This is a genomic window from Bradyrhizobium diazoefficiens, assembly GCF_016612535.1.
Classification (GTDB): domain Bacteria; phylum Pseudomonadota; class Alphaproteobacteria; order Rhizobiales; family Xanthobacteraceae; genus Bradyrhizobium; species Bradyrhizobium diazoefficiens_C.
Genome location: NZ_JAENXS010000002.1, coordinates 1,341,548 through 1,364,469, shown reverse-complemented (window position 1 = coordinate 1,364,469; position 22,922 = coordinate 1,341,548). Strand labels below are relative to the sequence as shown.

The 22,922-nt window shown below is 60.9% G+C and carries 23 protein-coding genes; 4 read left to right on the top strand and 19 right to left on the bottom strand.

Annotated elements, in window-relative coordinates; all coding sequences use genetic code 11:
* Position 1 precedes the first annotated feature (1 nt).
* From JJE66_RS23415 to JJE66_RS23390, 6 genes are all read right to left on the bottom strand, one after another.
* On the bottom strand, positions 2 to 958 hold the full coding sequence (locus JJE66_RS23415) for a respiratory chain complex I subunit 1 family protein (RefSeq protein WP_200516842.1): 957 nt from the start codon (positions 956 to 958) through the stop codon (positions 2 to 4).
* Positions 949 to 2,964, bottom strand: a complete 2,016-nt coding sequence (hyfB, locus tag JJE66_RS23410; protein WP_200518707.1) for a hydrogenase 4 subunit B — start codon at positions 2,962 to 2,964, stop codon at positions 949 to 951. Before hyfB ends, JJE66_RS23415 begins: the two co-directional genes overlap by 10 nt.
* Positions 2,964 to 3,284: a DNA-binding transcriptional regulator gene (locus tag JJE66_RS23405; protein ID WP_200516841.1), complete on the bottom strand. Its 321-nt coding sequence runs from the start codon at positions 3,282 to 3,284 to the stop codon at positions 2,964 to 2,966. Before JJE66_RS23405 ends, hyfB begins: the two co-directional genes overlap by 1 nt.
* Positions 3,285 to 3,971: 687 nt before the next feature.
* The gene (locus JJE66_RS23400) at positions 3,972 to 4,277 is read right to left on the bottom strand and encodes a hypothetical protein (protein WP_200516840.1); all 306 of its coding nucleotides are present in this window, start codon (positions 4,275 to 4,277) and stop codon (positions 3,972 to 3,974) included.
* Between the two features lie 219 nt (positions 4,278 to 4,496).
* Positions 4,497 to 4,718: a pyocin activator PrtN family protein gene (locus JJE66_RS23395; RefSeq protein WP_200516839.1), complete on the bottom strand. Its 222-nt coding sequence runs from the start codon at positions 4,716 to 4,718 to the stop codon at positions 4,497 to 4,499.
* Between the two features lie 955 nt (positions 4,719 to 5,673).
* A complete protein-coding gene (locus JJE66_RS23390; RefSeq protein ID WP_200516838.1) occupies positions 5,674 to 5,841 on the bottom strand; it encodes a hypothetical protein in 168 nt (55 codons plus the stop codon).
* A 170-nt stretch (positions 5,842 to 6,011) separates the two neighbouring features.
* On the opposite strand from JJE66_RS23390, the gene JJE66_RS23385 reads away from it, so the two are divergent.
* Entirely contained in the window at positions 6,012 to 6,209 is a 198-nt protein-coding gene (locus JJE66_RS23385; RefSeq protein WP_200516837.1) for a hypothetical protein, read from the top strand.
* A gap of 459 nt (positions 6,210 to 6,668) precedes the next feature.
* Positions 6,669 to 6,854: a hypothetical protein gene (locus tag JJE66_RS23380; RefSeq protein ID WP_200516836.1), complete on the top strand. Its 186-nt coding sequence runs from the start codon at positions 6,669 to 6,671 to the stop codon at positions 6,852 to 6,854.
* Between the two features lie 254 nt (positions 6,855 to 7,108).
* Here the strand turns inward: JJE66_RS23380 and JJE66_RS23375 are convergent, their stop codons facing one another.
* Genes JJE66_RS23375 through JJE66_RS23365 form a run of 3 tightly spaced genes read right to left on the bottom strand, consistent with a single transcriptional unit; the run spans position 7,109 to position 10,850 of the window.
* Positions 7,109 to 7,441, bottom strand: coding sequence for a response regulator (locus JJE66_RS23375; protein ID WP_311979949.1), 333 nt, complete (start codon positions 7,439 to 7,441; stop codon positions 7,109 to 7,111).
* Between the two features lie 35 nt (positions 7,442 to 7,476).
* Positions 7,477 to 10,620: a CheR family methyltransferase gene (locus JJE66_RS23370; protein WP_200516834.1), complete on the bottom strand. Its 3,144-nt coding sequence runs from the start codon at positions 10,618 to 10,620 to the stop codon at positions 7,477 to 7,479.
* Positions 10,617 to 10,850 (bottom strand): type II toxin-antitoxin system ParD family antitoxin, encoded by a 234-nt coding sequence (locus JJE66_RS23365; protein WP_200516833.1) that lies wholly within the window; start codon positions 10,848 to 10,850, stop codon positions 10,617 to 10,619. Before JJE66_RS23365 ends, JJE66_RS23370 begins: the two co-directional genes overlap by 4 nt.
* 188 nt (positions 10,851 to 11,038) lie before the next feature.
* Here JJE66_RS23365 and JJE66_RS38980 point away from each other — a divergent pair, with 188 nt between their 5' ends.
* On the top strand, positions 11,039 to 11,536 hold the full coding sequence (locus JJE66_RS38980; RefSeq protein ID WP_409362841.1) for a DUF6894 family protein: 498 nt from the start codon (positions 11,039 to 11,041) through the stop codon (positions 11,534 to 11,536).
* Here JJE66_RS38980 and JJE66_RS23355 read toward each other — a convergent pair.
* Positions 11,533 to 12,486: a Crp/Fnr family transcriptional regulator gene (locus JJE66_RS23355; RefSeq protein ID WP_311979948.1), complete on the bottom strand. Its 954-nt coding sequence runs from the start codon at positions 12,484 to 12,486 to the stop codon at positions 11,533 to 11,535. The two genes, JJE66_RS38980 and JJE66_RS23355, sit on opposite strands and share 4 nt — an antisense overlap.
* Positions 12,487 to 12,722: 236 nt before the next feature.
* On the opposite strand from JJE66_RS23355, the gene JJE66_RS23350 reads away from it, so the two are divergent.
* Complete coding sequence (locus JJE66_RS23350) at positions 12,723 to 12,980, top strand: DUF6894 family protein (protein WP_311979947.1); 258 nt, start codon at positions 12,723 to 12,725, stop codon at positions 12,978 to 12,980.
* A gap of 334 nt (positions 12,981 to 13,314) precedes the next feature.
* Here the strand turns inward: JJE66_RS23350 and JJE66_RS23345 are convergent, their stop codons facing one another.
* The 9 genes from JJE66_RS23345 to JJE66_RS23305 form a co-directional block, all read right to left on the bottom strand.
* Positions 13,315 to 13,488, bottom strand: coding sequence for a hypothetical protein (locus JJE66_RS23345; RefSeq protein ID WP_200516831.1), 174 nt, complete (start codon positions 13,486 to 13,488; stop codon positions 13,315 to 13,317).
* 335 nt (positions 13,489 to 13,823) lie between these two features.
* A complete protein-coding gene (locus JJE66_RS23340; protein ID WP_200516830.1) occupies positions 13,824 to 14,891 on the bottom strand; it encodes a UDP-glucuronic acid decarboxylase family protein in 1,068 nt (355 codons plus the stop codon).
* A gap of 11 nt (positions 14,892 to 14,902) precedes the next feature.
* Positions 14,903 to 16,027: a glycosyltransferase gene (locus JJE66_RS23335; RefSeq protein WP_200516829.1), complete on the bottom strand. Its 1,125-nt coding sequence runs from the start codon at positions 16,025 to 16,027 to the stop codon at positions 14,903 to 14,905.
* On the bottom strand, positions 16,024 to 17,112 hold the full coding sequence (locus tag JJE66_RS23330; RefSeq protein ID WP_200516828.1) for a glycosyltransferase: 1,089 nt from the start codon (positions 17,110 to 17,112) through the stop codon (positions 16,024 to 16,026). The genes JJE66_RS23335 and JJE66_RS23330 overlap by 4 nt, the downstream gene beginning before the upstream one ends.
* Positions 17,109 to 18,239, bottom strand: a complete 1,131-nt coding sequence (locus JJE66_RS23325; RefSeq protein ID WP_200516827.1) for a glycosyltransferase — start codon at positions 18,237 to 18,239, stop codon at positions 17,109 to 17,111. The genes JJE66_RS23330 and JJE66_RS23325 overlap by 4 nt, the downstream gene beginning before the upstream one ends.
* Complete coding sequence (locus tag JJE66_RS23320) at positions 18,236 to 19,336, bottom strand: glycosyltransferase family 4 protein (RefSeq protein ID WP_200516826.1); 1,101 nt, start codon at positions 19,334 to 19,336, stop codon at positions 18,236 to 18,238. Before JJE66_RS23320 ends, JJE66_RS23325 begins: the two co-directional genes overlap by 4 nt.
* Positions 19,333 to 20,619 (bottom strand): TIGR04295 family B12-binding domain-containing radical SAM protein, encoded by a 1,287-nt coding sequence (locus tag JJE66_RS23315; protein ID WP_200516825.1) that lies wholly within the window; start codon positions 20,617 to 20,619, stop codon positions 19,333 to 19,335. Before JJE66_RS23315 ends, JJE66_RS23320 begins: the two co-directional genes overlap by 4 nt.
* Complete coding sequence (locus JJE66_RS23310) at positions 20,616 to 21,680, bottom strand: GDP-mannose 4,6-dehydratase (protein ID WP_200516824.1); 1,065 nt, start codon at positions 21,678 to 21,680, stop codon at positions 20,616 to 20,618. Before JJE66_RS23310 ends, JJE66_RS23315 begins: the two co-directional genes overlap by 4 nt.
* Positions 21,680 to 22,792 carry an NAD-dependent epimerase/dehydratase family protein gene (locus tag JJE66_RS23305; protein WP_200516823.1) on the bottom strand — a complete coding sequence of 371 codons (1,113 nt, stop codon included), beginning with the start codon at positions 22,790 to 22,792 and terminating at the stop codon, positions 21,680 to 21,682. Before JJE66_RS23305 ends, JJE66_RS23310 begins: the two co-directional genes overlap by 1 nt.
* Positions 22,793 to 22,922 lie beyond the last annotated feature (130 nt).

Here is a 22,922-nt window from a genome sequence, read left to right as displayed (position 1 = left end):
ATCAGAAACTCCTCGACACGAACAAGAGCAGCGTGCCGAGCAAGCCCAGCATAAGCGCGGCGCCGAGAAACTGAGGAACACGAAAAACTCTCATTTTCGCCGTCGCGGTTTCGAACAACGCAAGTAGAAATCCGGCAGCCGCGAGTTTGACGAGATAGGCGCCAGCGCCGATGGCATACGACAACGGGCCGGTGCCGAAGACGGCGATCTTCCAGGGCAGGAACACGCAGGCGATCAGCGAGATATAGAGCAACAGCTTCAGAAACGCACCGAATTCGATCATTGCGAGATGGCGCCCGGAGTATTCGAGAACCATCGCCTCATGCACCATGGTGAGCTCGAGATGTGTGGCCGGGTTGTCGACCGGGATTCGCGCGTTCTCGGCGAGCGCCACCATGATCAGCGCGATGAGCGCCATTCCCAGCGAGACCCGCAAGCCCACGTAGGACGAGGCCATGACATTTGCCACCGTCGAGAGTTGGGTCGAGCCGGCAACGAGCGCCAGGCAGAAAAAAATCAGCAGCATCGCCGGCTCGGCAAGCGCTGCGATCATGACTTCGCGGCTGGAGCCGATGCCGCCGAAACTGGTGCCGACATCCATCCCCGCGAGCGCCAGGAAAAAGCGTGCACTTCCCAACAGGGCAACGATGGCGATCAGGTCGGCGGTCCAATTGAACAAGAGACCGGTTGCAAAAGTCGGCACCAAAGCGGCGGCGACCCAGATCGCGGCAAAGGTCACATAGGGTGTGACGCGGAACAACCACGAGGCGTTCTCCGCCAGCACGACTTCCTTGCGGAGCAGCCGCAGCAGGTCGCGATAGGGTTGAAACACCGAAGCGCCTTTGCGACGCACCAGCCGAGCCTTGATCTTGCGCACGAAGCCGGTCAATAGCGGCGCAAGCAGCAGCACCAGCAGCATCTGCACACCCTGCACGACGATGTCCGAGATCACGACCATATCGCGAGCACCAGCAGCAGCGTGACGAGCGTGGCAAAGACGAGACTGAGATATCGCCGAATGGTCAGAAATTGCAGGCGATTGAGCTTTTCGGAAGACGCGCCGACCGCACCGGCGATAGGTTCGTACATTCTCTCCCAGATCAGATCGTGCAATTCGATCCTGAGCCGTGCCGGCCTGATGTCTCCGGGAGCGGGCATCTCGACATGATCGCGGGCGTGGAACACCAGCGTGCCGAAAACGCGTCGGATCGGTTGGGCGAAACTTGCGCCGGAATACTGAGCCGCAGGCGTCGGATCAGTAAAACCGCAGCCCCAGGCCGGTCCGCGCCGCAGCGCATGAGAGGCAAAGCGATGAATGAAAAACACGGCGAACGACGCGGATATCGCGATGAATACCATCACGAGCAACCCGTTGTATGAACTGCGGCTCTCCGCAATCGGGACGATCGAAAGCCAGGCTTCATTGGCCTGGATCGGCATGCGCCCGTCGAGGATCTGAACCGTGATCGGCGAAAGCGCATCGATCACGAACCCCGGCAGGATTCCGGCCAGCAAGCATAATGCGGCGAGGATGAACATTGCCGAAAGCGAGAAGCGGTCGACTTCATTCGCTGTTTCCGCTGCCGTGCTGCGTGGACGTCCAAGAAAGGCCACGCCATAGACCTTGACGAAGCAGGCGGCTGCCAGCGCGGCCGCTAGAGCCAATAAAGCTCCGACCGCGGGGACCGTGATCTTAAGCGCCCATTGCGGCAGATCCGGACTTTGCAGCACGGTCTGGAACATGAGCCATTCCGAAACGAAGCCGTTGAACGGCGGAAGCGCCGAGATCGCGACGCAACCAACCAAAACGGCGAAGCTTGAGAACGGCATGCGATGAATAAGACCGCCCAATTTGTCCATGTCGCGCTCGCCCGTCGAGGTGAGGACGGCGCCGGCCCCGAAGAACAGCAAGCTCTTGAAGAGCGAGTGGTTGAGAACGTGAAACAGCGCAGCGGTGAAGCCGAGTGCAGCCATTAACTTTAGGCCGTTGGCTTGGAAGGCCATCGCAAGGCCGAGACTCGCAAAAATCACGCCGACATTTTCAATCGTGCTGTAAGCGAGCAGCCGCTTCAGGTCTTGTTCCATCATCGCGTACAGGATCCCCATCACAGCGGTGATACCGCCGAGGGAGAGCACGATCACGCTCGCCCACCAGGTCGGTTGCCCCAGCAGATCGAACACGACGCGAATGAAACCGTAGATCGCGACCTTGGTCATGACGCCGCTCATCAGGGCCGAAACGTGGCTGGGTGCCGCAGGATGCGCGAGCGGCAGCCAAACGTGCAACGGCACGAGTCCAGCCTTTGACCCGGCTCCGAGCAACAGCAGGAACAACACCAGCGTGGCCGCATTGGGCGTATGTTGCGCGGCCCGAATGTCTGAAAATCCGTAGCCTCCGGCCGGTCCTGCCAACAGGCCGAAGGCCAGCAGCAATGCGAGCGTGCCGAAGCATGCCATCACCAGATAGACGTAGCCTGCCTTGGCGTTGCCCGTCTCACGGTGATGCGCCATGACGAGGGCCCAGGACGCGAGTGACATGAATTCCCAGCAAAGCAGGTAGGAAAACGCATCATCCGCCAGCACCACGAGATTCATGCCGGCCAGAAAGGCGGGGAAGAAGGGCAGTACGCGGTGCGGCACGGGTTCGTGTTGACCGTATCCGAGTCCGTATAGGCTCGCCATCGTCCCCCCCAAATTGACCACGACGAGGAAAAACGAGGCCAGGTTATCCAAACGGAAATGGGCGCCGAGCCAAGGGAGTCCGATCGGTAAGATGACGGTCGAGGTTTCCGGGCCGCCCCTGAGCAGCCAGCTTGCCGAACCCACCGTTGCGACAGCCGAAATCACGATCGCAATGCCGTAGATCACGACGGAGGCTTCCCGGGCGCGGCTCAAGACGATCGCCACGACGGCAAGCGCCAAAAACGCCGCGACGCATGACATTTGCAAAGCAGTAGCCGATATCATGCGGGGGTCTTCCCGCCGTCAGACTGCGCCTTGTCAGAACCGCCGGCCAGCAAACCCTTGCCTAGTCCGACCCTGACCGCCAGGCGCACCCCTCGGCCCTTTCCAGTGCTAGCAGCACCTTCGTCGATCATCTCGATTCCCGCCCTGTCGAATGCCGCGATCAACTTCATGAGCGAATCGACATTTCCCCTAACCATGGATTCGCTCGCCTCCATTCGCTGGATCGTAGGTACCGAGAGACCCGACAGGTCCGCGAACTGCCGTTGATCCATCCCCAATAGAATCCTCGCCGCTCGCAGTTGCGCCGAAGTGATCATCGGTACGGCCGCGCGCGCGCAAAAAAGCGAGTATCAAACATCATTCCTGCATCCTAATTAATGATGGTATTATGTCAATAAGTGATATATAAAATATCTATATTGCCGCCAGTTGTTTGTCCCTCAAGCGACAGGCGGTGGCTTGGGTCCCAGCCGGACAGGTGTCTACGGAGGAGCGTTCTGACCGTTTAGGCCATCGCCTGAAAAAGCAATTTGAGAAGATTGCACGTCGCGGCTTTGAACCTGTGGTGGGGCGTCGGTCGTCGCGGGGAGGGGGGAAGGGGGGAATTTCTGTGTTGTAATTGATTGAACGACGGCGTCCTTATTGGATCTAATGGGACGTCGGTTGCTGGAACTAGCTCAAACTTCCCCATGATGGATTGGAGCGGGAGTTCAAATATTCTAGTTGGTAGAAGGCACCAGAAGATCAAAGAGAATCTTACGACAGCCAATGTAAGTAGGCTTCTTTTGGCGAGATCAAGGAGAAGGCGTCCGCTCCTGAAATAGGCGGAGTCCGACGCTAGTAGGCTTGACATTAGCGAGAGGTGGTCGACCACGCGCGAAGCGAGTTCGTCCGTCGGAGATATTCGTTTGCGGAGCTTCCTCTCTCATTGACGCAGCACGAATGTCCTACGGGCGCATGATTGCAAAAAGATCCAAACTCGTGGGCTTCTGGAAGAGCCGGGTTCACATGAGGACGATCGAGCCCAGGGCGAAATTGCTGCCGCCGTCGGCGCGTCGGTAACGCGCGAGGCGAGCAGTCACTGCATCTTGGGTGTACGGCTGCAATTCGGCGGCGACAACTCGCGCGGCAAGTCGCCGCGCAGCGTCACCGGCGGAGTGGAAAGGTTGCGCCAATTGATGGCACGCTTGGCCAAGCGAATGGATTTCGAGTTCGATTGGCCGGGCGGCGCAGCCGAGCAAGGCCTCGATGCGTGGGAAAATTCCGAGATCCCCTCGGGTTGCACCTACCTCCTTCAGTTGGTCGCCCATGATACCGTCTCGACTTCGCTGTCCATTGCCGTGCTCGAGGGCGCCTCCACCGGCGTACGCAACGCGCGATCCGGAGCCCTGCGGCTTGACACCATCTATGACGGCGGACCAGCGGTGTGCCCGATTGCCTTCCAACCCGACGATGCCAGCGGCATCAGCCGCAGCGATCAGTTTACTTGGAGCTTTAGCTTGCGCGCGGGCGAAGGCGCGCAGCGGGTTTCAAGAAACTCGCTGAGGGCCCCAAAAAAGGAGAGGCGCTCGCTTCGTCAAGGCTGCCTGGCTTGCGTCAATTCGCACCAGAGGGATCGCTATTTCACCTGCGCTGATCTTCTGCACCAGCTTGGTGGTATTCAGATGTGAGAAGTAATCCCGACACACGTCTTCAATCGGGATGATGGCCTTGCTACCGTACTGCGCCGTCAAAAGGAATGGAGTGTTCATTGGGCTAGGTCTCAAGGAGCGCTCGGCGGGCGCGGCTCTTCGTATCGGCAAGTAGGCCGTATATGGCGCGGCTATCTTGGGCAACTTAGTGAGCGTTTATTCTTTGAGTTCGAACCTGCAAGCAGACCGTTATGAGCGGCAAGATAACGGGTCGGCTTTGTTGATTTTGCTGTATTTTCGTTCAGGTTTGGTCGCATTCATTGCGTTTCATTCAAGTCATTACTGGTGCGAAACTGGTGCGGTTCGCGAATTCACACCGCTACTGTTGCTGCCGCGCGAGGTACCCGTGCTTTGTTGACAGCCCCGACGTGGCGTTGACTTGGCGTGTCCGGCACATCTTGCCATAGCAGATAGGCCTACATGGCCTTCAACGGACGCGTGCCGCGGCTGGTGTTCGTGCGGCGCCTGTTCGAAGAGGTTGGCTCCCTCTCATTGCTTGAGGCCGCCCAATCCTGCGTGGATGTCGGTCGTCGACGAGAATTATCCCAACGCGAACCATGCCAATACCGCGATTATCGGAATAACCGCCAAACCGAATAGCGCCAAAGGTGAAGGTTCATTTCCTGTGCGGTCACTCATGCAGGCTCCTTCAGGAAAGCCCCCGCGGCGTGGCGCGGCGAAACCGGAGGGCTACTGGTCGATCATGTCGGCATTGGGTCGATAATTACTCCCGAGCGCGACCGTTCCCAATGGGCAGGCATCCCGGCCCCATAAACAGGTCTGTCGCCAATGTAACTTTTCGCGACCGCGGTCTCGGGTCGGCGCCTCGGCAGAGCTTTGGAAGACTTTGCCAAGCAACGATCGATTGTTGTTGCAGATTGTTCGACCTGAACTCAACGAAAGCGCGGCAGTATGGAGCCGCCGCAAAAAGACGCTCCGCGAAAAGCTTCACAGCATCTGCGAGCCACGCTAGCCAAATGAGGGCCAGCTAGGGCCCATCGGAAGTGGCACTGGGCTATAACACAGAAGGCGGTCGCTCCGATCTCTCAATGCGCTCCGCATCTTCATCAAATTGTTGCGCAAGAGTCTTCAAGGCCTTTGCGTCGTCGGGGCTGCCGATGGTGCCAGCAAGTCTCGCCGCCCGCCGTGCCTGCTGTCTGAGATCTTCGCTTTGCTTGCTCATGGCGTGCCTCTGTCAGGCACAATTAACCTAAGTTAAGTTCGTTCCAACTGTCGTGCCCGTAGTCATGCGGCGACGGCTTATCTTGCAACGCAGCATCGGTCAGCAATTAACCCGTGTGAAGGACGACCCGCCGAACATGTGGGATCGTGTCAGTTTCAGGGGGGCTGCCCATGCATGATCCCGATACGAGAGCGCTGCTGCGCACCATTTTGGACGAAGTTTGCCTGCATATCGACCGCTATCAGACCGCCACTCGCGCCCACGTGGCTGCGCAGATCTTGGCGGCAGCGGGCCGTGAGAGCACTCCGGAAAACATCAGGGAAGCGGGGCGGGACGCACTGAAGAGTGCGCCGACGATGTGGCGTTGACGGACGCAAGCGTTCGCATCGCTGTCCAGCCCGTCTTCACTTTGTCTCCTGCGTTCCTGCGAACAAATGCCGCCGAGGCGAAGATTGCGGATGCGTGCCTTCTACCCAGCCGCCATGCTCAAGGGCGGCTACCACATCCAATCGACCGAGATTGAAAAAACCGTCGACGGCTAAGGCATCGGCGGCAAACGTGGTGATGCGCAATCGGATTGACGAACCAAGGTTGTGTTCATCAGCGCCTGATCCGACATTGCGTTATCAATGCGCTTTCGAAGACTACGCCTTGTCCATTGGGCATAGTCATGAGGGTCGTTCGTTTCCGGCGCAGAATGAGTAAGCAGCCAGAACGGCAAACTTTAGCTGGAGAGTCGAGTATTTCGGACGACTTGACCTATGTTGTGGCCGTTCTGCCAAGGGGCGAAGTAGGATTGTCCCATTGGATCACAAAGGGAGCGCGCCATGCAGAAGCGGCGTCGTTTCAAACAGCAGTTTACGCTTCAGGATCGCTTGGCGGCGTGGTCGCAAGAGATTCTGGCACAGGCCGCCGCCCTGCCTCCGGGGCCCGAGCGGGACGCCCTCATCAAGAAGGCGCGGCAAGCGGAAGTCGCAAGTCGTGTGGATGATTGGGCGGCCGGTCCGACATGACCTGTCCCCAGTGCGGCAAACAGATGAAACCAGACGGCCGCATGTTCTTTTGTGAGCCATGCCGGCAATTCATTGTGGCTTTCGATAGAAGGATCTCCTTCTGCTGTGCTCAAGCGTATCCTCAGCCTCTTCAGGCGCCCGACTCCGGAGGAAGCCGCGCGGGATATCCTGCAACAGCTTCTCCTACATCTTAGCCAAGTAGAGCCTTGCAACGAGAGCAGCATGGGCGATGAGAGCGGCCGGTCAAGAAGAGCTTAGCGGAAGAGCTGCTCCAGTGCCGCCGTAAGAGCCTTTTGGTCGAACGGCTTCTCGCACCGCCCGTGAGATCGATAGGGGCCATCGAGGGCATCGGACGCGTACCCGGTCGCGAATACGAATGGGATCGAACGTCCGGTCAGCGCGTCGGCGACGGGGTAGGATCTACTTCCATGAAGATTGATGTCCAGAATGGCCGCGTCGATCTGGGACGCATCAGCTTCTATAAGCGCCAAGGCCTCTTCGACCCAACCTATCGGCCCGACGACGGTGGCGCCCGTCTCCTCCAGGAAGTCGACCAGAATTTGCGCGACAAGGTAATCGTCCTCCACGACGAGAATGCTACGGTCCCGAAGTGAGGCCTCCGTCACGCAGCTGGCTCCTGCTTCGCAATGATCTCTGCCGGCGGCAACGGCAGCTCGATATGGCACGAAACGCCATTGTCACCGAACGACAGTTGGGTTTTGGCCCGTAAGGTGAAGGCGAGCGCCTGTTCGATCAAGGTTCGCCCGAACCCTTTTCGGGTCGGTTTGGCCAGGTTCTTGACCCCACTCTCGATCCAATCCAGCAGCAGGGTTGGAGCGCTTTGGCCGTTGGTCTGGAGCCGCCACGACACACTGAGGTGTCCCTGATCATCCTTCAGGGCCCCATATTTGACAGCGTTGGTCGCGAGTTCATGCAGGGCGAGTGCGAAGGTCTGCACGAGTTCAAACCCCAGGGCGACGCACGGGCCGGAGACCGATACGTTTCGCTCGGCGGCGCCCACGGCTTGCAACTCCAGACGGATGAGATCGCCAAGCTCGATCTGGTCGATCGCGGCACCGCCCACGAGACTTTGAACGCGGCCGAGCGCCGCAAGCCTGGCGGAGAATCCTTCGAAGGATCCGCCCTTTCCGAGGCTCTGCTGAGCCAGCGATTGCACGATGGCAAGCAAATTGCGCGTGCGGTGCTGAAGCTCCGCGACAAGCATGCGCTGTTTCGCTTCCGAGCGCGTCAGGCTGGTCACATCCACGAAGGTGATCACAATCCCTTCTATCCTGTGATCGCTGTCCCGATAGGGTGCGAGCCGAACCAGGTAATTGGGGCCGTGCCCCTCGCTATCGATGCGTCGCTCGATCGGCTCTCCATCTGAAAAGACCTTGCGGATATGATCCGCAAAGCCTGCAAGGTCCAGTCGGCTCGAAAGATCGGTGATCGGTCTGCCGCGGTCGGTCGGCAATATGTTGAAGATTTTGCCGACGGCAGGCGTGAAGCTTCTGATGACGAGCTTTTTGTCGAGAAAGACAGTCGCGACGTCCGTGCTTTCAAACAAATTCTGTAGGTCGCTGTTGGCCCGATCGAGAGCGTCTATCTTGCCGTTGAGCTCGGCGTTGACCGTGTGCAGCTCTTCATTGACCGATTGCAGTTCCTCCTTGGAGGCCTCCAGTTCTTCATTGGTCGACTGCATCTCCTCGTTGACGGAAACCAACTCTTCGTTTGACGACTTCAATTCCTCGAGTGCCGTCTCATATTCTTCGATCATGGATTGAAGACGGTCGCGGGTCTCGCGAAGCTCGCGCTCGGTATGTATCGTTGCGCCGTCATGCCCGGCTTGCGCCTTGTTGATCGCTTCCTCGCGCGTCAGCAATGGTCCCTGATCCGAGAATAACACCAGGAAGAGCGGCTCCCCGGCGCTACGCTCACCCAACGGCTCGATCGTGAGATTGACGACCTGCACCCCGCCTTCGTCGATCTCCAGGGAGACACCGTTGCGGCTGGCCGCCCGGCCGGTCTCCAGGACTTCTCGAAACAGCGTGCGCAGATCGAGCCGCAGCCCCTTGCGAGCCATCGTCAGAAGCTGCCGCGTCGGCGCTCCCGCCGGCGCTTCCAGATACTTGCCCGTCCGATTCGAATAGTAGATGAGGTCACCGTCGCGATTGATGACGACGTGGGGCGGCGCAAAGCGGTCGACGACCTGCTCGTCGACCACTTGTCGTAACGCCAGCCCCGATAGCGCCGATCGACGCGGCGCAGAAGCCGACGTCTGACCTCCCCGGAAGCCGTGAAGGACGATTGGAAGCCGCACCGTCGAGGCACTGTCCGCGCGGCGACGGAAGATGCGGTGCCGCTTCTCGATCGGCGCGAACAGTTCAGCGAACTGGCTGACGTTCTCGGCCGTGCCCAGGAAGAGATACCCGTCGGGGCGAAGTGCATAGTGGAAGGTCGGGATCACCTGATTTTGCACATCGAGGCCGAAGTAGATCAGCAGGTTTCGGCAAGAAACGAGATCGATACGAGAGAACGGCGGGTCCCGGATCACGCTGTGGGGAGAGAATATGCAGAGTTCGCGCACATCCTTGGAAACCACGAAGCTGCCGCCATCCGAGATGAAGAAGCGTTTTCGGCGTTCGGGGGATACGGTGTCCAATAAGGCTTCAGGATAGCGGGCGGATCGCGCCACGGCGAGCGCCCGTTCGTCGATATCGGTCGCAAAGATCTGCACCCGGGGGACGGCGGACAGTTGATCCATGTGCTCCCGTGCCAGGATCGCGATCGAGAACACTTCTTCTCCTGTGGCACAGCCCGGAATCCAGATGCGGACGGTGTCGTCCGCGCCACGCCCTTCAAAAAGTTGGGGGATGACCGATGCCGCGAGCGCCTCAAACGCATCCTGGTCCCGGAAGAAATTGGTGACGTTGATGAGGAGGTCACGGAATAGGGCGCCGACCTCTTGTGGTTCCTGCCTCAAACGTTCGAGGTAGGCGTCGATGGTGTTGAGCTGGGTAACTTGCATTCGACGCAGCACGCGGCGGATGAATGTCTTGGGCTTGTAGCCGCTGAAATCGTGTCCGATCTGGTTGCGCAGGATTCCATAGATCTCCGGCAAAGACGGCCCGATCGCTTGATGCTCGAGGTCGTCGGGAGCATCGCCGGCCATCTGCTCGAGGAGTTCATTGGTCCGCACAAATTCGACCAGCTTGGCGCCCATCTCCTCGACGGGAATCGCAAAATCGATCAATCCGGAAGAAATTGCGGCATCGGGCATGTCGGGATGCTGCGGGCCAAAGCCGTCGGCTATCTGCGCGAACGTAACTCCCCCGCGCTCCTTGATCGCCTTGACCCCGAGGGTGCCATCAGCATCGCCGCCGGACAGGATGATGCCACCGGCAAGCTCACCGATGTCGACAGCCAACGAACTCATGAAAATGTCGATCGGCTTGCGTTCTCGCCGGCTGTTGTTCCGTCTGACCAAAAGCCTGCGGTTCTCGATCGTCATCACGACGTCGGCCGGCATGACATAGACTTGGTTGTTGTCGACGGCCATTCCATTCGTGGCGACGCTCACGGGAAGGTCGGTATAGCGCGCCAGGATGTCATGGAGCATGCTCTCCCTATCCGGGCTGAGATGAGTTACGATGATCAGCGCCACGCCGGGATCGTCCGGTAAGCCGCGAAAGAAGCCTTCCAGCGCTTCGAGCCCGCCTGCCGAGGCTCCCAGACAGATGATCGGAAACTCTGAGGCGGCAGTCACGATCTTGAACTCCCCACGCGCGTCGCAGGCTTGCCTGGTTTGCCGAGTGCCGGGGTGCGTCGACCAGGATTGCGCGCCCCAATGGAACTACGGCTCTCGCCTTCCAGCAGGCGCAACGCCGCCCTGACGACCTCGCTCGACGTGCGGAAACGGCCAGATGCGACCTGTCTTGCAATAAAGTCGCAGAGTTCGCCGGTCAGGGACACGTTAAGGCTGTGCTTGCTGGGCATCGGAGCTCCCGAGGTGGCGACTTTTGGCACCCTCGCAGCAAACTGGTGCTTGTCAAGAACCCACATTGGACAGCATCCGTTCCTGATCCATGGCCGGCGATGACGACGGCGGCGAAATAAGCTAGGGAGGATCAGGCAGACCTGTTCGCCGGCGAACTCCGGAAAGCTCTGAAGGGCGACCCTGCCCAATGAATAATTGGGGCCTATTGCCCTCCTCACGCGTTTGCCGTTTGCGCATCCGGATAACAATCGGGTTTATCCCGAGAAGGGTGGCCGAAATGCCCCTGTTCTTCTTCGATTTCACTTTTGACGGCGTCACTGACACCGACGATGTCGGGGTGCAGTACCCCTCCCTGGAAGCGGCTTACCTCGATAGCTGCAGGGCCGCCTTGGATATCTCCTTCGAGAAGCTCCAGACCCGTCGAGATGCTCACCTGGATTCGGTCGAGATACTGGACGGCAATCGCCAGTCTCTCATGCATGTCCCGTTCTCCGAAGTATTGCGACCCAAATCTCGAGTATCCCCGGCACAACGCGAATTCGGACAACTCATTCAATCCTGCCGTCAACACATGGCACGTGCTGAGCGGCTGCGGGCTGAAGTCGCCACAGAGCTGCAAAGCATCCAATTCATGACCGTCGTCCTGCGTGCGAACCTTGCCCGTTCGAGAATGAGCAAGTTCTAGCTACCAACGACTTGGAATTCTGGCTCGCTTTCGAGATATTCAGGGTCGAACTCTGCGAATTTGTAGAGCATTTGCTTGTTCCGGATGATCAGGCGCTCTCGGTTCAAGTCGATCAGGCCCGTCCCTCGCAGATGTTGCACAACACGATTGACATGGACCGGCGAAAGACCGAGCACGTCCGCCAACTCGGCTTGGGTCAACGGAAATTCTATCGCTTCGCCGTCACGAGCATATCTTTGAAGGCGATATGCGAATTCACACAGAGCGTGCGCCAGCCGGGGCTCCGCGGCTTTTCGCCCGAGGCCGATCAGCCGTTCCTGCTGGATTGACGCCTGCAGCGCGGTTTCCCGCCATAGCGCACGACTGATCGAGGGCCGCTGCGCCAGCAACGATCTCAGTTGTGGGACGGAGATCGAAAGCACCACCGAGGGGGTAAAGGTGCTGATTGTTGTTCGGGACCGACCAAGAAGGATGTCCCCGGGGTTGAGCCCGTCCCCCGGAAAAAATACCGAGACGATTTGCAGACGGCCATCTTCCAGGGTCCGACTCGCACGGACCGCACCGCTGCAGAGCATGTAAAAGTTGTCGGGCCGCTCACCTTCGGCCAACAGGATGTCGCCTCGTCCGAAGTATTTCGGTTGGGCGACGGAGACGAGCGCATGCTCATCCTCGGCCGAGAGAGCCAACCCGGGACCGAGAGGACCCGCCGCCGGAGGCCGGTCAGATGGAACAGCCGCTTTGTCAGTCTGCGTGTGCGGCGCCGAGTGCCGGATGGGAGTGGTGCGGTCCATCCAGATACGGAGATCTGCATGAAATTCCAGAAGCTTAGCTTCACTTAAAAGGAGGGTCTTGAGCCGACCTGTTTTTGAATCGCTGAGCTTGCGACGCTCTTGTGCCAGCGCCTGGAGCTCTTCCGGCCTGCGATTATGGATCGAGAGACGATGCAACACGGGATAAGGCCCTCCCGATGCTAACTCAGAAGGGGAACTCCGGTTCCACAGGTTTGGTCGAAGGCGGCGCCATTATTCCAGTTGATGGCGCTGCAGCAAGATTGCTGTTGCTGGCTGTTCAGGGCCTTGCCTCCCAAGACGCATGATTTGCCGCGATGATCATCGCGGTCGGTCCGGCAAAGCATAGGCCCTGACGTAATCACCGGGCTTGGTGCCGCGCGCCGGAACGAAGTCTCGTGAATCTGCGTTTCTGCGCGGAATTCAAGGAAATGGATGTGCCGCGCTATCATTTCGATCTGGTCGATTCAAAGACCGTTGCAGACGAGGGAGGCTCTGAATTGCCTGACGATATCGCGGCTTTGGACGTCGCCGAGGAGATCGCGAGGCGACTTCTTGTGGAGCGTCCCGAACTCAGGAATCGTCACTTCTCGATCCTGGTCACAAATCAGGAGGGTCAGGAGATCGGGAAGGTACCGCTGGACGTCCTGCACTGAAGCAGCAGCCTGACCATCAACGGCGTGCGTTTCCTGAATCCCGGGAGCGCAGCTCCTTTTTCTTTGGCGCAGCGGCCGCAATGAGCGCTGCCGAGTTGTGTCTCTAATCCTTTCGCGTCACCGTCGGATGCTTTCCTTCCGCTTTCGGCGCATGCCGGAAATAACGTGGCACCGGCGAGGGAGAAGTCTCGCCGGTGCCACGCACATGCGCGCGATCCGGGAGGAGAAGCGCGCGAACCGTGCTCCCGCTAGCGCTGCGGGGTCGTACCGTTGGAAGACGGAGTGGTCTCATTGCGCATGCCAGGTGAGCTGGATGCGCCTTGTCCGCCGCGCTCTACGTGGCTGATGCCGCCGCCGCCGGCTCCCGCTCCGCCTGCGCCGCTTCCGGCAGCTGCGCCACCAGCACCTGCTCCCGCGCCACCGCTACCTGCGCCAGCACTACCTGCGCCAGCACCACCAGCTCCTGCGCCGCCAGCTCCTGCGCCGCCGGCTCCACCGCCAGCGCCACCACCTCCGCCTTGTGCTAACGCAGCACCAACTGAAGCGCTGGCCAGCATCGCGGCCATGAACATTGTCACGATTGTCTTACGCATTTCGTTACTCCTTGAGGTTTCTATGATGAACAATTGCGTGCCGGAAACGCCGTTCCTATCCACGTTGGCCGCTCTTCTGGTTTTCGCAAGCGGCGATCGATTCGATTCGATGCGTCACCGCCGGTCTTGCGAAGGCACGGCGACTTCGTCGAAACGTGCTGCCAACGCCACAGCGAGACGTGGCCTGGTCGCATCACTGCACCAGAGCCGCCAGCAGGTCGATCCGGCGCGGTCCCTTGCAGTCGCGAGCTCACCCCTGATCGGCGATCGTCAGCCGGCCGCGCGCGCTATGACGTCCATTCCTCCGCGGTGCGATGGCCGGAACAAGCGTCGGCGCTTCCCCCGCGAGACGCATCGCGAAATAGGCGATCGTCGCCTTCAGCCCATCCTTGAGCGCCACGCGCGGACGCCATCCCAGCGCCCCGACAGCCGTGTCGATCACCGGTTTGCGACGCTTCGGATCGTCCTTGGGCAATGCCTCGAAGCGGAGCGGAGAGACCGATTCCGTATACGCCAGTACATCGCGTGCGATGGCCTCGATCGTGACCTCGTGCGGATTGCCGAGGTTGCAGGGCCCGGTGACTGACGATGGACTCTCCATGAGCAGCTGGAGGCCGCGCACGAGGTCATCGACAAAGCAGAAGCTCCTTGTCTGCGTGCCGCCTCCATAGATCGTGATCGGCTCTCCGCGCAGGGCCTGCACGATGAAGTTGGAGACGACGCGCCCATCGTTCTCTAGCATGCGGGGCCCGTATGTGTTGAAGATGCGCGCGATCTTAATCTCCACCCCGTACATGCGGTGGTAGTCGAACATCAGTGTTTCCGCTGCGCGCTTGCCCTCGTCGTAACAGGCGCGAGGCCCGATCGGGTTGACGTTGCCGAGGTAGGTCTCCGGCTGGGGATGGACCTCGGGATCGCCGTAGACCTCGCTTGTGGATGCCTGCAGCACCCGCGCGCCTTTCCTGCACGCCAGTTCGAGCATATTGATGGTGCCGAGCACGCACGTCTTCATCGTGCCGACCGGATCCTTCTGGTAATGCCGCGGCGATGCCGGACAGGCAAGGCTGTAGATCCGGTCGATATCGTCTTCGATCTCCAAGGGATCGCGCACATCGTGCTCGATGAAGCGGAAGTTCGGGTGATTGAGGAGTGGCCGGATGTTGTCGATGGTCCCCGTGAACAAATTGTCGAGGCAAATCACGGTGCTGCCACGTTGCAGAAGGGCATCACACAGGTGAGATCCAATGAAGCCGGCGCCGCCAGCGACCAGGACGGTCGGGGAGCGTTGGGACGCGTTGATGCGGGTCTGAACTGTCATCGTGCTGCCTTTCAGATCTGGGCGACCTGCATGGGACGGGAGGCGGGAAGTTGCGGGGTTTTTCGGCGGCGGTGCGCCAACGCCTCGGCGTAGTAGGTCTCCAATTGCCGGGCGCGATGGTCGGAGGTGTGGTCGGCCAAAACACGCCGCCGTGCGTTTTCCGCGATCGTGCGCCGTTGCTCCTCCGGCATGTCGCGCAGGATCTCCACGATATCGCGCGGGTTCGATGCGAGCAGGATTTCCCTGGAGGGCTCGAAAACGGTTTCGATGCCGGGCCACCGGTCCGAAATGACGGGCGTGCCGCACGCGGCGGCTTCGAACAGCCGAACGCTTGGCGAAAAGCCGAGCGCGCGCATGTCGGCACGGGTGGCATTCAGCGTGAAGCGTTGTTCTCCATAGAAGATCGGATGGTGCTTGGGCGAGAGATGCTCGATGCGCGCGACATTGGCCGGCCAAATCACGTCTGCGGGATATTGGGCGCCGGCAACGACGAATTGCTCCGAGGACAGGGTGCGCGCCGGGGACAGCAGAAATTGCTCCAGCACCGGCTGTCGGTCGTCGCTATACGTCCCGAGATAGCCGAGCGCCCATCTCGGCTCGATGCGTTGTGGCGCGTAGATGGCGGGGTCGGCACTGCAATATAGAACCCGCGCCAACGGGGAGCCATAGCTCTGCTCAATCATGCTGGGCACCGGACCGCCCGTAAAGGACAGATAGAGGTCGAAGCGCGGGATCATTGCCGCGGAGAGGTAATCCAGGCCCTCTTCAAGCTTCGCAAGCGTGACCGGCGTGTCGATGTCGTAGAAGGCGGTGAGGCCATGGGCATGAGTCGTGACCCATTCGGAGATCGCGATGCCATCGGGCACATAGGATCCGATGATCACCAGATCTGCGTCCTGGAGCAGCTTGCCGAAACGGCGCGGAATGTCTTTGATGGACTGATAGAGCTCGACGGTCCACGCGGACGGCTTGGTGAGATCGCGATGATCGCGATACCAGGGCACGTCGCGTTCCAGGAACGTGACGCGATGGCCGCGTCGTGCCAAAGCGCCGATCAAGGCGCGGTATGTCGTGGCGTGACCGTTGCCCCAGGATGAAGTGACGGATAGGCCGATGACGACGATGGAAAGATTCATTCTGCTGCCTCGACTCGCGAACTGCTTGCGACAAAGAGATTATTGAATTGGCGTGCGCGCTGCCGATAGGTGTGGTGGCTCAGGATGCGCGCACGGGCACGCCCGGCGATCGCACGGGCCATTTTGGGTCGAAGCGAGGCGAGATGCTCCGCGACCCCTGCACCATTTGCGGCGACCAGCACTTCGCGACCCGGCTCGAGAAAGTAGTCGATGCCGTCCCACTGATCGGTGATCAGGCAGGCGCCGGCGCCGATTGCCTCAAACACGCGCGTCGGAGGTGAGAAGCCATAGCGCGCCATGCTGTCACGATTGACGTTCAGCGTGGCAAGGCTTGAGCCGAAGAATGCGTTGTGGTCGCCGGTCCCGACATGTCCGATCTTGCGCAGATTGGAAGGCGTGTCCTTGGTCTCCCAACCCGAGCCACCAAGTACGAAAGTTTTCTCCGGCAATTGGCGGACAACGTCGAGAAAGAACCGTTCGACGCGCTGCTCGCGATCCGGCAAGCGGTTCGCCAGCAAGCCGAGATCGCAGGTGAAGCGATCATTTGGCGATACCTGAAAATGCGTGGCGGGATCGAGGGCATTGTAGATCGGCGTGCAGTCCCGCGCACCCATGACACGGTAGGCTGACACGACCGCGTCACCGCCGCCATACGTCAGAACCATGTCGTAGGAGGGGATCGCGCGTCGGAGATGATGGTCCGGATCGGCGGCCATCGCCTCGAGCGTCGCAGGCGCGTCGACGTCCCAGTAGACGCGCGTTGCCTTTGACGGGGTCTCGGCGACGCCATTCTCCAGCTCCTGATCGAATACCCCGACTCCGCTGGCCTTGATCAGCATGTCGGCCGAACGAGCGGCCGCCTCGAGCGAGCTGCGCCAGCCGTCCGGCGTCGCCGGGTAGACGACCACCCTGGCCCACTCGGGATCGTCGATGTCGCGATGGGCTTGGCGCTCGAAGGCGTCGGGCTCGAAGAAGGTGACATCGTGTCCGAGCGCCGCAATCTCCTTCAGCATGCCGCGGTAATAGGTGGCGGCGCCGTTCCAGTAAGACGAGACGAGGCTGGACCCGAAGAAGCAAATCTTCATGCGGAGGCTCCGATATGCTGCAGAGGCTGGGAGGAGCGGCCTGAGGTCCGGATGTCCTGAACGATGCCGACAAGCTGCTCAGCGCGATGACGGCAGGTATGGCGTTCCCTGATTGCGTGGAGTCCATTCGTGACCGTTTCGGACCACAGATCTCGGTCGTCGAGGAGAGCACGAAGCGCGCGCCGCATCTCGCTGCCGTCAGCGGCGCTGACATAGGTTCCTGCCGGAAACAGGCTTTCGGCGTCCGACCACGGCGCCGACACCAGCGGGATGCCGCAAGCCATCGCCTCGAAGACGCGAATGGTCGGAATGCCCGGAAGTGACCGGACGTAGGGGCCGCGAGGCACATGGACGGTCGCGCGCGCGGCTGCGAAGGCGACGGGAGCCCAATGTGCCGGCAGCCAGCCGCCGCAGCGAATGCCGGCGGCCTGGATGTTTTGGAGTGCCGCGTCGGAATAGCGGACGCCATAGACGCTGGCGCGCAGCTTCAGCTCGGCCACCGGCTCGACGAGAAACACGTTGAGCTCAGCGCTGCGTTCGCCGTCGCCCCAGTTGCCGATCCAGACGACATCGTCGGTGCGTTCGACCTGCGGCAGCGGATGATACAGGGCAATATCGGCGGCCTCATGCCAGGTGAAGGCCCGGTCGGCCCAGCCGAGTTTCAGATAGATCTGGCGAAGCACCTCACCGAACGCGAGCACGCCATCGAATCCGTCAAGGTCGAATTGTGCAAGCTCGTCCGGCGCGCTGACGGCGCGGTGATGGGTGTCGTGGAACAGCAGCGTAAAGCGAGCGCCATGTGCCCGTCTGGACCCGATATCTGCGATCAGATCGGGCGAATTCCATTCATGGACGATGACGAGATCTGCGCCCTGGAGGGCCTCGTCGAGATTGAGGCAGGCGTCGTATTGGCGAATTTGGATTCCTGGAAAGAGCGCGTGGATGTCTTCCATCGCCTGACTGCCGCCCTCTCGGATCGCATTCAGCCGGCTCCAGCCGTCGATCGGCTCGAACACCACGACCTCATGGCCAAGCGCATGAAGTTCGCGGACGTATCCGCGCAGGAAATGAGCGTTGCCGTTGTTCCAGCAGGAGGTAAACGCGTGGTAGAACAGGACGCATCTCATGCGCGAACCTCCGCTGGGGCGAACGCGTGATGGGATGCGAGCAGCCCCTCGTAGAGCCTGAGATAGGCGCTCGCCGTCCGCGTCGGCGAATAGGTGAGGGAATGCTCAAAGGCGGCACGTTGCAGCCGAGCACGCTCGCGATCGTCCTTGCAGACATCCGCGAGCGTTCGGTGCAGCGCCTTGCTGTCGGCGGGATCGACGAACAGCGCGGCCCCGCTCCACAACTCCCTGAACGTCGGAATGTCGGACAAGACAAGGGCGCATCCGGCAGCCGCGGCTTCGAGAACCGAAAGACCAAATGGTTCATAAAGCGCAGGACTGACGAAGATAGCCGCGTGTTGCAAGTGCGTGTGCATGATTTCGTGCGGCACATGTCCGAGCCAGACGACCGAAGCCGGGCAGGCGTCCGCCGGGCCGGCCACATGGACGGGCCATTCCAGGCCGGACGCCGCAGCAGCCAAAACTTCGATGTTCTTGGCGCGGTCCCAAATCCGCCCGGCCGCAAAGATCAAGTCTTGCTTTCGTCCGCGTGCGCCCCGTGGGGTGATACCATTCCAGATCACGGCGCCCTGAGATCGAGGCCGGTAGAGCTGCATGACAACATCGTGAAAGGACTGGCTCGGAGCAACCCAGGCCTGTGCTCGATCCAATGCAGCCGCCACTCGTTCGGTGTAGCTGCGCCATTTTGGTTCATCGAGCCAGGCCGTATCGCGGCAGGCCTGCGCCCAGGAGTTGACGCAGGAGTGTGCGACGACGACCACCGGCGCGCGCCAGGCAAAGGCTGCCTCGCGAAAGCTGTTGAGGTGAATGATTTCGGGCTTAAGCCTGGCTTCGAGATTCACAAGCACCCGCCGGGCGCGGGACAAATCCTGTCCTTCTGGATCCTGCCATTCGAGCGCAAGGTCCGTTTCGATCAGGCGTACCGGAGAACCAAGCAGCATCTCAGTCTGATCGGTCCGCGGGCGCGGGCCCATCGTGACCAGGGTGACATCCGCCCCTGCCGCGGCAAGACTAGAGGCAAGAGCGCAGGAATAAGTCCAAACGCCCCCGACCGTGTCAGTCGTCATCAGGATCCTGAGCTCCGCGCTACGGCTCATGGGGCCACCTGAAGTTCGAGCACATCGAGCGGGACCGGACGATCGCTCTGCACGTCGCTGAACTGGTCGAACATTGCGAGGTAATGCCGATGTGCGCGCTCCCACGCAAAATCATCGGCTTCGCCCCACAGCTTTCGGTAATCCGGAGAACCAGGATAGGGATAGAGGGGGACCGGATCATTGGCCCAGACGCCCGCATCCTGCATCGTGCGGCGCCAGCGCTGCACGACCGGATCATCGTCCTCGGGCACCTCGATCAAATTGGCCTGGACGAAAGGAACGTGGCGGCGCGCTTCGACAAGGCGATCGGCAAGCTGGTCCGTCGTCATTTTGCAGTTCTTGGCCAGGGCAGCGCGTCCTTCGACTGTCAGGCTCTCGATCCCCGCTTCAATCGAAACGCATCCGGCGCGGCCCAGCAGAACCAGCATGTCCGGCTTCCAGAGGTCGATGCGGGTCTGCACGCCGAACTTCAACCCACGCGTGGTCAGCCCTTCCAGCAATTCCGTGTTCGGAAGGAAGATCTCGTCGATGAAGTAAACATATTCGAGGCCGTGATGGCGCAGGCCGTCGATCTCTTCGAGGACGGCAGCGGCCGGCCGCTTGCGGTAGGCGTTGCGGAAATTCTCCTTAGCGCAGAATGTGCAGTTGTACGGACATCCTCGTGACGCTTCGAGTTCTGCGCCCGGCGCCTGCGGTTCGGCCTCGAAGCGGTGATGGTGGTGGTGATGGCGCCGGATCATCTCCTCGGGCCATTCGAGCGGCGGCTGATCCGAGAAAGCTACGGCTTGCGGACCGCCATTGACGCGGAGCGAGGCGCCATCGGCGAAGCAAAGGCCGGGGAAGTCCCGCTCGCCATTGGCGAGCCGCAGCAAGGAGGCCTCGCATTCGCCCATCACGACGATATCGACGCGAAGCTTGCGCAGTGCGGCCTTCGGCGTGGTCGAGCCATGGGGGCCCGCCGCGATCAGGAGCGGCGCGAGGCCGCGCACGGCCAGCGCAAGCTCCTGCGGGACGCGGAGTTCGGGTGGGGCGCAACGCCAGAACAGATAAGTCGGCGCCGTCGTGATCACGACCTGGTCGGGGCGGAATGCCAACAGTTCGGCTTCGATTTCGGCGAGAGACAGGTCGAACATGTGCGCGTCAAGCAACAGCGTCCTGTGTCCGGCCGCTTTCAAATAGTGATCGGATATCCCGAGCTCGAGCGGAAGGTGAGGGGACCGGCAGCCGAAATAGATGCTGCCGCCGAAATCCCAGTTGGGGTTGATGAGCGCAACGCGCGTCATGCCAGCGCCTCGCGATTGGTTCGTGATGGCCCGAAGCGTCCATCGAGCCAGGTGTGAAGCGATCGGAGGCCGTCTGCCAAAGACGTCTGAGGCGCCCAGCCGAGCGCGGTGGACAGAGCCCGCGTATCGGTGACATACCAGGGCTGGTCGCCTGGCCGCCAATCGCTGAAGCGGTACATCGGCCGACGGCCGGTCAGATCGGCAATGCGGTCGATCAATTCCAACAGGCTGATCGCATTTTCCGGGCCGCCGCCAAGGTTGAACACGCGTCCGCGGGCAAGCGCGATCCGGTCGAGCACGGCGAGCCAAGCGCCGACGGCGTCGGACACGTGCAGCGCGTCACGGACCTGATTCCCGTCGCCATAGATCGTCAGCTCGTTGCCGCGGATGGCGCTCAACAGGAAATGTGCGATCCAGCCCTGGTCTTCGGTACCGAATTGCCGCGGCCCATAGATGCAGCTCATGCGCATCACTGCAGTCTGGAGGCCGTAGACCCGGGCGTAATCGTGGACGTATTGATCCGCCGTTCCCTTGGAGCAGCCATAAGGACTGTAGAAATCAAGCGGCGTATTTTCCGAGATGCCCGCCGCGAGCAGATCGCTGGTCGGCGTGTAACGGCGGCCGGTGAGGGCGATCTCACCATCCTCGATCAGGCGTCCATAGACCTTGTTGGTCGAGGCAAAGACCACGGGCGCGGCTCTGTTGTGCAATCGAACGGCTTCGAGCACGTTCAACGTGCCGCGTGCGTTGATCTCGAAATCGGCGGCGGGATCGCTCACGCTGTCGGTAACCGCGACCTGGGCAGCCAGGTGCAACACGGCGCGCGCTTCGCGCACGGCGTCGATCACCGGGATCGGCTCGCGGATATCGGCCACGGTGATCGTGACCCGATCACCATGCCGGGACTTCAGCCACTGCGCGTTCTCCTGGACGCCGGCACGAGCAAGATTGTCCAGGATCAGCACGCGATCGCCGCGCTGCGCAAGACGGTCGGCGAGATTGCAGCCGATGAATCCGCAGCCCCCGGTGATCAGAACGGGCTTATTGTCTTGGTTACTCATCACGCGACCAACCCTCGTTGCTGCAGCTCCCCGGTGGCCCGCTCAGCTTGATCGTCGGCGATCTGGTCGGCGAGATATTCCGCCAGTTCTTCGAGTCCATCCTTGAAGGCGACGCGGGGCTCGAATCCGAGCACGTCGCGCGATTTTCCCATATCGGCGAAGCAATGCCGGATGTCCCCGGCGCGATACTTCCCCGTCAGCTCGGGCGCGATGTCACGGCGCCCCATGACTTCGGCGAGATCCTGCGCGACCGACAGAATGGTGCGGCTCTGCCCTGAGCCGACGTTGAAGACATCCTGAGCATGCTCGGCTTCCAGTGCCATGCGACAGGCGCGGGCGACGTCGTGCACATGGACGAAGTCGCGCCGTTGCCGGCCGTCCTCGAAGACGAGGGGAGGTCGGCCATTGAGCAGCCGCGCGGCAAAGATCGCGAGCACGCCGGTATACGGATTGGAGAGGGCCTGGCGGGGCCCGAACGCATTGAAGAATCGCAGCGCCATTGTCGGAATGCCATAGGCCTTGCCGGTGATCAGGCACATGCGCTCCTGCGCATATTTGTTGAGGGCGTAGATCGAGCTCAGCGAAGGTTGCTTCGTCTCCGGGGTCGCAATTGGGTCGAGAGGGTTACCTCCGGAATCGCGCAGCTCCCAATCACCGCGGCGAAGCTGCTCGATCGGCCGCTCCTCGCAGGTGATCACGCTCCGATCGGCGCTCCGGTAAAGTCCCTCGCCGTAAATGCTCATCGAGGACGCCACGACCAGGCGTTCGACAGGACGCTTGGAAAGCGCCTGCAACAGCACGGCTGTGCCGAGCTCGTTGGTCCTGACATAAGGTTCGATGTCGTACATGCTCTGACCGACGCCGACGGCGGAGGCGAGATGCAGGACCATGTCGGCGCCGCGTAATGCATGCTCGACGGCGACAGCGTCGGTGACGTCGCCGACCACGAGTTCTGCGTCGTCGGCAAGATAGGCGGGACGCTGACGGTTGCCGCCGTGAACCTGAGGCGAAAGATTGTCGAGAAGCCTGACTTCATAGCCGGCGGCGAGAAGGGCATCGGCGGCGTGAGAGCCGATGAATCCCGCACCTCCAGTGATCAATACTCGCGTCATTCGCCGCTCCGTTTCGTCCTGATCGATCCGGCGGGACCGATCGATGATGAGAATGGAAGCGCGCCCTGAAGTTCGGTCGGGCGACCCGCGCGCCAGTCACATTGGAGAAAGAAGCGGCGCAAGGTATGTT